Annotated in this window: 5 protein-coding genes and 2 pseudogenes; 3 read left to right on the top strand and 4 right to left on the bottom strand. The window is 48.7% G+C overall.

The genetic code is table 11. From position 1 onward, the window contains the following. A partial coding sequence (locus P3C29_RS24325; protein WP_275965672.1) for a transposase occupies nucleotides 1–226 on the bottom strand: 226 nt, incomplete at its 3' end. 516 nt (nucleotides 227–742) lie between these two features. On the opposite strand from P3C29_RS24325, the gene P3C29_RS24315 reads away from it, so the two are divergent. The 3 genes and pseudogenes from P3C29_RS24315 to P3C29_RS24305 form a co-directional block, all read left to right on the top strand. Next, nucleotides 743–1,171: an antitoxin Xre/MbcA/ParS toxin-binding domain-containing protein gene (locus P3C29_RS24315; RefSeq protein WP_275965671.1), complete on the top strand. Its 429-nt coding sequence runs from the start codon at nucleotides 743–745 to the stop codon at nucleotides 1,169–1,171. A 37-nt stretch (nucleotides 1,172–1,208) separates the two neighbouring features. Then, nucleotides 1,209–1,385 (top strand): annotated as a pseudogene (locus P3C29_RS24310) (transposase domain-containing protein); the annotation flags it as partial. Between the two features lie 185 nt (nucleotides 1,386–1,570). Beyond that, nucleotides 1,571–1,831 (top strand): annotated as a pseudogene (locus P3C29_RS24305) (transposase); the annotation flags it as partial. A gap of 70 nt (nucleotides 1,832–1,901) precedes the next feature. On the opposite strand, the gene P3C29_RS24300 reads toward P3C29_RS24305, so the two are convergent. The 3 genes from P3C29_RS24300 to P3C29_RS24290 form a co-directional block, all read right to left on the bottom strand. Continuing rightward, the gene (locus P3C29_RS24300) at nucleotides 1,902–3,182 is read right to left on the bottom strand and encodes a site-specific integrase (protein ID WP_275965670.1); all 1,281 of its coding nucleotides are present in this window, start codon (nucleotides 3,180–3,182) and stop codon (nucleotides 1,902–1,904) included. Nucleotides 3,183–5,089: 1,907 nt separating this feature from the next. After that, nucleotides 5,090–6,214: a hypothetical protein gene (locus P3C29_RS24295; RefSeq protein ID WP_275965669.1), complete on the bottom strand. Its 1,125-nt coding sequence runs from the start codon at nucleotides 6,212–6,214 to the stop codon at nucleotides 5,090–5,092. 29 nt (nucleotides 6,215–6,243) lie between these two features. Then, nucleotides 6,244–7,803, bottom strand: a complete 1,560-nt coding sequence (locus P3C29_RS24290; protein WP_275965668.1) for a hypothetical protein — start codon at nucleotides 7,801–7,803, stop codon at nucleotides 6,244–6,246. Between the last annotated feature and the right edge of the window lie 122 nt (nucleotides 7,804–7,925).

Raw genomic sequence — 7,925 nt, 5'->3', positions numbered from 1 at the left:
CTTCGGTGACCCGCTTGAGTTCGGCTCGCAGACGACGCAGTTCAGCGTGCTGATCATCGTCTTGCTTCCGTTCTCCTTGAGGTTTGCTGTAGCGCTTTATCCAGGCATAGAGGCTATGCGACGACACGCCAAGACGCGCCGCCACATCAGCGACAGGCAGCTTCTTTTCGGTCACTTGATTGACCGCTTGGATTTTGAATTCTTCGGGGTAACGCGGGTTGCTCATGGCACCTCCTAATTGACCTCAGTTTAAGGCAAAGAGGTGTCTACGAAACCCGGGGCGATTCATATTGAGCGAGTCGAGATAGAGGTAGTAACCGACGTAAAGTGCGACGTGTGTAGGTGCTCAACCCGATCGGAGATCGATGGACTTCAGTTCGCAACTCTCCACGCACACTGGGGTTTTGGCACAAAACATGATGGCGAACGGTATGAGCTCCATCTCTGTGAGAACTGCTTCTTCGGAACGATTGCTTACATAAAGCAAGAGCGGCGCATACAGAGTCTTTTCGATGAACGTGACCAAACTAACTCTGAAGAACTTGGCTTGGTTGTCAGAGGTGACTTTTTTGGTGACTCCAGGCAGTAGGTAGGGAAACTCTCGCCATTTGCAAGTGGGTATTTTAACAAAATGTCGACGTAACCTGATGATAGGATCGTCAAAATCTTGCTATTCCGGCTTGGAGGAGTAGACCCGTTGAGATTTTCAACTGAACAGCACCGAAATAAAAGGAGTGAAAGGTTGCGTATCTTAGGCGCCAAGGAATTTTGGGCCTTCAGTTCCGTTCGCTATGCACTTAGGGACTCAGAGCGATTGCTCCAAATCAAGAACGGATTTCCCGCCCATCTTTTTCAAGCCATGCTCCGGACTTTTAACCTTCAAGAACACGCCTTGGCCGTTCTCCTCAATATATCAATGGCAACGTTTGAACAGAGAGTACGAGAGCAGCGAACCCTTGGTACCGCCGCGTCCGAGCGGCTGGATCGCATCGCTACCGTTTCACACCTGGCCGAAAAAGTCTTTGAGAATAGAGATGCCGCGGCTCAATGGATGGCAAGACCAAATAAAGCCATCGGCGGTAGCTTACCAATTATGCTGTGCGAGACTGAAATTGGTGCTCGGCAAGTCCGCCGGGCACTCCGTGCTTTGGGCTCTGGAGGCATAGTATAATTGCATCCGTATCGACTACGAGAGCAGCTATAAGCCGTCGGTGCGTGACAGCAGAAAACGGGCTGCGGCAATCATGAGCCTGATTCAGTCGGCACGCATGATCGGGCATGACCCGTATGGCTATCTCAAGGATGTACTTACGCGGTTGCCGACACAGAGGGCCAGTGAAATTGGACAGTTGCTGCCGCACCAGTGGGTAGCTCCATCGCATTGATCTAATGGGCGTAACCCACTAGATTTCCCATTTTTCCCCCTGTCGTTGGCTAGATTTTCTTAACCGCGCCAAGATTTTCTTAAAATGTGCGCCGAACACTCAGAAAATATTAACCGAAAATTGTAGTGGTCTAATGAAACCGGGCACCCATTTAGTCGAGAATGCTCGCTAGATCCAGGTGTCAGATGACCAAACAACGCCGCTCCTTTACGGCTGAATTCAAACGCGAGGCTGCCGACCTCGTGCTCAAGCAAAACTACAGCTACATCGAAGCCCGCCGCTCACTCGACGTTGGTGAGTCAGCGCTGCGCCGGTGGGTTGACCAGGTTCAGGAAGAACATAAAGGCGTCACTCCGCAGAGCAAGGCGCTGACCCCAGAGCAGCAGAAAATTCAGGAACTGGAAGCCCGGATCGCTCGGCTTCAGCGAGAGAAATCAATACTAAAACCCAGGGTCGAAACTCACGACGATAAAACGCAAGATGTGTCCTCCGCCCGTTTACGCATATCGTGCCAACTCAGCCGCGATCCCGCATGCCGATACGTTTAACAGAGTGCGCCCGTTCTTGGTCATGAGAGTGATAGTAAGTGTTCTGAGTGGTGCTAAGATTGCTGTGACGTAAGTCTTCCTGCAGGTCTTTTGGATTGCGCAAAGGGGCATCAAAGGTGGCGGAGGTGTGCCGTAGCCAATGAGCCGAAGCGCAACGCAGACTTTCCAACTCATGAAGGGCTCGACCCTCGTTACGCATATTGTCCGTTGCCTTATCAAAAACGGCTTGGAGGAGGGCGCGGATCTGTCGATCTGACAAACCCGCACGGCCATTGAGTGTTTTGATCAGAGGCGTGCTTTCGTCTTTAGCAGGCAACTCTGGCAATCCCAGAAATCGTCGATAGCGCTTAAGGTAGCGTTCTACGTATACATCCCGCACAGCAATCTTTGCCGCCTTGTTGCCTTTGCCAACAGTGTGATACCACCAGTTTCCCTCAGCATCTAAACGGAAATCGCCCATGGTCGGTTTCCAGTTCTTTCTGCCTGCGAGATCGGACACGCGAAGATACATAGCAAAGAGCGTGGCTAGAATAAATAAAGTGCGTTCGTGCCGCAATGGCTCTATGTCCGCCATGTTCTCAGCGGTGTCTAACACATAGTCCCATTGCAATGGAGTAAGTGCGCGAGAGGATGAGAGTTCAAACTCCTGCCCGGAAAAACGATTGCCTTTTTTTAACAATCTAAATGGATTGGTTTCGGAGAATCCATCTTCAACCAAGTATTCATAGAATCGACTACACACAGTATAAACCTGATTCAAAGTGCCATTGGCAGCATGGTATTGCTGTTCGGCAACATGTTCTGCACTGTCATTTTTTCGCGACTTAAGATTAAAAGGTAGCCACTTAGGGTTAGGCAAGTACGCATCCAAGGGTCCCGTTGCCTCGGGGTTGGTCACGAAACGGCTTCGCGTCACCGGACCTATCCAGTTGCCAGGTGGATTCCTGCAAAAATCCAAATAGTCTTGTGCATCCTGTCGTTTAAGCCGATTCAGCGGTTTGCCTTTAACGAGCAGTGACCACAGCAGCAATCGCTCAACGTGGCTTCTGTACGAGTTAAACGTTTGTGCGTTATCCGAAAAAGCACGCAGAAATGAACGTACTGCAGCGTAACCGCGTGCGACCTCCAGTTCAGATTCAAACTCGCCAAGATAAGTTTTGACGCAGTCCAGCGTGGGTGCATGAATGCTGAAGTCTTGCTCGATAAAAATATCATAAGTTTCGAACAAAGGTTTGGGTGCGCGAGCCATGGGTGACAGCCGTTCTAATGATACGTTAAAGACTTCCAGTTATGACAGTAATCGGAAGTTGGCAGCTTATCTGCAAGGATAGCTTCAATCTGCCGATGTTAGCGACAAGCCCCCCAACACGCAACAACCGCTGAAAAACCCACCGTTGCAGCATGCTGGGTTTTCCACCGACAACAGAAAGGCACATCGAAAGGCGAAAAGTTATAGCGAGAATTAAAATTGAGACTAATTAGTTTTTTAATTCGGAGACTTTCCCGTATTTCAGGCCTGCGGGGTTTTCTCGCAATTAAAAAATAATACTGTTCGCCAAATCCAGGCCGCTCACAAGCACGTCTACGATGATATCCCTGGCTCGGAGGCGTAGGTAGGATTAAAAGGCCGGAATGTCTCGTTAATAAACAATTCAGAATTAGGAAACTCTCCAAATATCTGCAACTCACAAGTCATTGATTTTATGAATATAAGTCAGATCTCTGTGTCTCTTGCCGGAATTTCTCCCTTTTAGCCAACACGGATATCGCATAAAAAAACCAACCGTAACGCCTAGATAGGCCGTTCGTGAGACATCAGGAACACCTTCAGGCAGCACTAAATGTCTCATTAATGCGCAACGGCAGATTCTATAAAAGTGATTTATTCAACAGACTCAATCAGTTATGTGTATTTTTGCTTGATTCTCCTAATTTCGCGACGGGCTCACATGATTTAACATAATATACATTATGCGCAATCATATGATCCGTTATCAGGGGCAGTGCCAGTCAGATTTCAACGGGCACCGCAGCTCTCCGAAGTAATCTCTTTTCATTTCGAGAACTAAATTCCCTCCATGGGCGCTCTGCTGCCAGGAAAAGGATTTACCGTCAATTCGCGCAATCGCATTCTACCTAATGAGCCTATCGTCGGTATGACTGCCCGATAACCTGCACCTGATTGTCCTGGGCTCAATTTGACGACCTTTCTCAGCCGATCAGCGCGGCACGTGACTGACTGGATCGTGAAGCGTCTAGCTCGGAGTACAGCTTTACCTGCAGATTTAGGATCTGGCGCCCTGTAGCGTTCAGACGGCGAAGATTCAATAAGCGTGCTGCGTATAATGTGAGTGATTAGCTTCTGCTTGGTTGCCGAGATTTTACGTAGAGAGAGATCACTTCTCGGAGTCCGACATTTGCAGGCTTAGGAACTCCTGTCTCAAAAATCCTTAAGCTCTTGTCGAGCTTTCTATGTAGGAGACGGCGGTCGGTATGCCGTTCCAAAGGACGCAGCCCCTAGAGTTTTAGTAGTGGGAATACGCCCGCTAATGCTTTTGGGTGAGTATATGGAGGGTTTTCACAATGAAAACTACTAAACCTTCGAAGAAATTTAGCTCACGCGCCGCAATATGCTGCCTACTCTCTAGCAGGCACGCCCCTGGAGATCTCGCAGCTTTACTATCTATAGCTTTGTAGTAGCATTTTTAGGTTCATATCGTATCGATTTCTTTGGTACTTTTCAGTGCACTGAACGATAGCTCAACTAAAGAGTCATTTAGTTGAGTTAGGTATACTACTCAAATCATGCGCTGAATCTCTGGATCGGCCACATGACTTCATTTTGAATGCTATCTTTCCTTGGCGACGTGGCTCTTCATACTCCTGTGGAGTTACATCGAAGTGTAATCAATAGACACCAATTCCAGCCCCATCCTAGCCGCTCTCCCCCGCAGCAACTCCTACGTATTTCGCCTTGGTATTTCGCTATTCGGCTTCGCCTCGATCGCCAGTTTCGTATCCGAGGTCACATGCTGCATTGATCCTAGCTTTAGGTGGAGAGCAAAACCAAGGCCAATTGTCGATACCGGCTGCCGATGCAACGTAGGAACTGTCTTACCAAGCTGGTGGGCATCCAGCTCAGCTTCACTGGGTCAGTTATCGGTCGGTGGCTATAGGTTCGGGTTTACTAGAGGCTATCGCAGTAGTCGCTGTACGTATTGATCTGAGCGGACGGGGATTTGGAGACAAAAGCGGCGCATAAAGATTTTGGAGAAAGGCCACTTGCACGGGTGTCAGCTGCTCCCATGTTTTGGGAATCGGAGGACATTGATCGCCAGTGGCTGTTGAAACACCTGCAAACTTGCGCGCCCAGCGGGCGATCAGTTCGCTTTCATATCTCTCTCCAAATACGCTATTTGCACCCTGATTCCTTCCCCATTCGCCTGCCATCATCGCCTCTTTAGCACCTCCCCATGCAATGGGGTGCACACCATCTTGCTTGTTTGGGTTCTGGCAAACATCCGCATGCGGAACACAGCGCCCCCCAATTACCTGATCAGGCTGAACTGTCTTTGCAGCGGCCAGATCCATCAGCATATAGTTTTCCAAGAGAACGAGATGATCACGCGAACTCTCGGAAATTAAGAGTGCAGCCATGGAATTGCCAAGCGCATAACTCTCCTGTGTATCGGACGATAGGCCTGCTTTCCCGTAAACCGACGCCATATTTGTAGCAGTTACGGGTTCTTTTCTGTTTGCGTTCGCTTTTGCGAACATGCTTGGGTAGTCAGATTTAAAACACTTGCTCGGATTTAAATCTTGCTTTCCCCAGAAATAAATGTAGTTCGAGTAGTCACCGCCGCCACAAAGGCGGACGTATATTGCCTTGTTCATTGAGAAATATTGATTTGCATTGCCCGCGCCCATACATCTTTTCGCAGCCAACTGCAAAAAGCGCTGTTTGCTGGCAACGTTCCCAAAGTAATTTTGACGTGTGGGAGCTTCGGCTGGTATGCCGGGGGTGTCACCGGAGCAGCGTAAAGGATCTGTGGGCGGATCTACAGGCAAAAGAACAGTTGCCTCATTGATGCGTGTATTTGCAACAAAGAGCGCAGCCGTTCTCAATATCCCATCATTAATATAGAGGGGGGGCGCCCCTTTTATTGTTACAGAGTTACATTCCGCTGCGACACTCGTACTGATAAATACGACGACCGTACTTGCTAGGAAGCAGACTCCCCTGCGCAGGGAAACCAATAATAATGTACTGAGCTTATACATTTTCCGAATCCTTCCGAAGGCTCTATAATCTAGGCCTGCTGCCAGATCACTGGATTAAACCCAGCGTAGATGATGATAATTTGATCGAGATACTTGCCACTGCGCCCCCGGAATCCGAGCAAGAAGTTGTTAGCCGGAATATTGCTTTGAAACGAACCGCCTCCACTACCCCCTACACTCAAGACCGTCGAGCCTGAGATCGTAAGTTTGTCTACAACATTTCCACTGTCACCCGAAACTCCAGTAATCGGGTTGCTTACCGATATCGAGAGCGTACCCGCATACCCGCCTCCTTCACCTCCATGGTTAAAGGTTGACGTTTTTCCTTCACACATATAATCAGCGGTCAGTCGGTCGACGTATTTTCCACCGTATAGTGATATAGATACGAGTTGAGTTCGGCTGCATATGAACTCAAGCGGGCTCGGATTAATATCGTCGAAGAGACCGCCCCCACTTCCGCCAAAGGGGCCGAAGGCATTCACAGAAATGCTAAGAATCGGAGTTCCCTGTTTCAATGAATCTAAAGAAATGGCGGGAAAAACCTGCGTTGGGTCATCTTCCCAGCCTTCAATTTGATTGCATATAGCATCGATATCATCGTTAACCTCGCTTCGCACTAACGTAAGCTTTGGGTCAAGAGTTGCCCCATAGGTGGCGTAAGTACCGGCTAGGTCTTCTATTTTATTACGTAAAGCTACCAAGCTTCCGAGCTTCGCTGCTAGTCCTGGTTGGGTTGTGCTCCCATTGAAATATTTGCGATTCGTGACAAGTACTTTCATTATATTGAGACCAATTACGTTCTCATAACCCATGATGCCAAACTCGATAACAGCCTGCATATCGAGAGGAATTGAAGGGAACTTTATCGCGTAATCGACGATGTTTTCTATCTGCGGTAATAGCGGATTTTGTATGCCTGAGACACTCTGTGAAAAATTTGTTCTGGTGGTCGCTGAAATGATCACCTGATCAAATTGCGCTTGAAAACGGGAATCTACGCTTACGCCACTAAAAATACCGCTCGCCTGCAAGTTAGCCTTAATGCTGGATTGTTGCTGGCTGTCATTTGCGTAAAACGTGTACACCGCATAATATTCTCCACCGTACGTCACAGAAGAAAGAAATGAATCACCGTAGGCGTTGAAGAACGCTGCTATACTTTTCGCGTCAGTGGGCGCTGGCACGCTGGGGTCAAGCTGTTGATTCTGTAACGTTTGTATACGTGCGACATGACGACAATAGACAACGACTGAGATACTCGAGGTGGTGACATCGAGATTTCGGACAAAATCCAGCTTCTGATCTGCGCTTCCCAGCGGGCCATATGCGGCAGATAAAGATTCGTTAATCTCAAGCGCTTGAGCCAGATCTTGAATGGATGTGCAAACAGTGCATTTCAAAGTTGTTGCAGCTCCGTTCTCCACTGACTCCCCAATAATGGACGTTGAACGTCCGGCTCCCGTGACGCTGTCATAGCCTTGGTGAAGAGAAGCGGGGCCGCTGTAGTGAGCGGTGTCTTCAAGCGCTGTATCCTTGCTTTGAACGTTCATATCAATTCCTTTAATTGTAAAAACTGCTGTCTGCATGCACGTATGCTTGGACATCATTCTGGAAAACGGTGTCGAACAAAGATGTCCTAAGTTGGACGGTCTCGGGCATTCAACTCTCGGTCTAAGAGCTGAAACTTGCTCGAATCCAAAAGCGTAGC

It is taken from the genome of Pseudomonas sp. 1912-s, assembly GCF_029269205.1.
In the GTDB taxonomy this organism is placed as follows: domain Bacteria; phylum Pseudomonadota; class Gammaproteobacteria; order Pseudomonadales; family Pseudomonadaceae; genus Aquipseudomonas.
The sequence above is the reverse complement of the archived record's forward strand: the minus strand, read 5'-3'. Positions and strand labels throughout refer to the sequence as shown.

Excerpts from the sequence above, each read along its gene's own strand:
- P3C29_RS24300 (WP_275965670.1), bottom strand. The coding sequence starts at position 3,182 with ATGGCTCGCGCACCCAAACCTTTGTTCGAAACTTATGATATTTTTATC.
- P3C29_RS24295 (WP_275965669.1), bottom strand. The coding sequence starts at position 6,214 with ATGTATAAGCTCAGTACATTATTATTGGTTTCCCTGCGCAGGGGAGTC.
- P3C29_RS24290 (WP_275965668.1), bottom strand. The coding sequence starts at position 7,803 with ATGCAGACAGCAGTTTTTACAATTAAAGGAATTGATATGAACGTTCAA.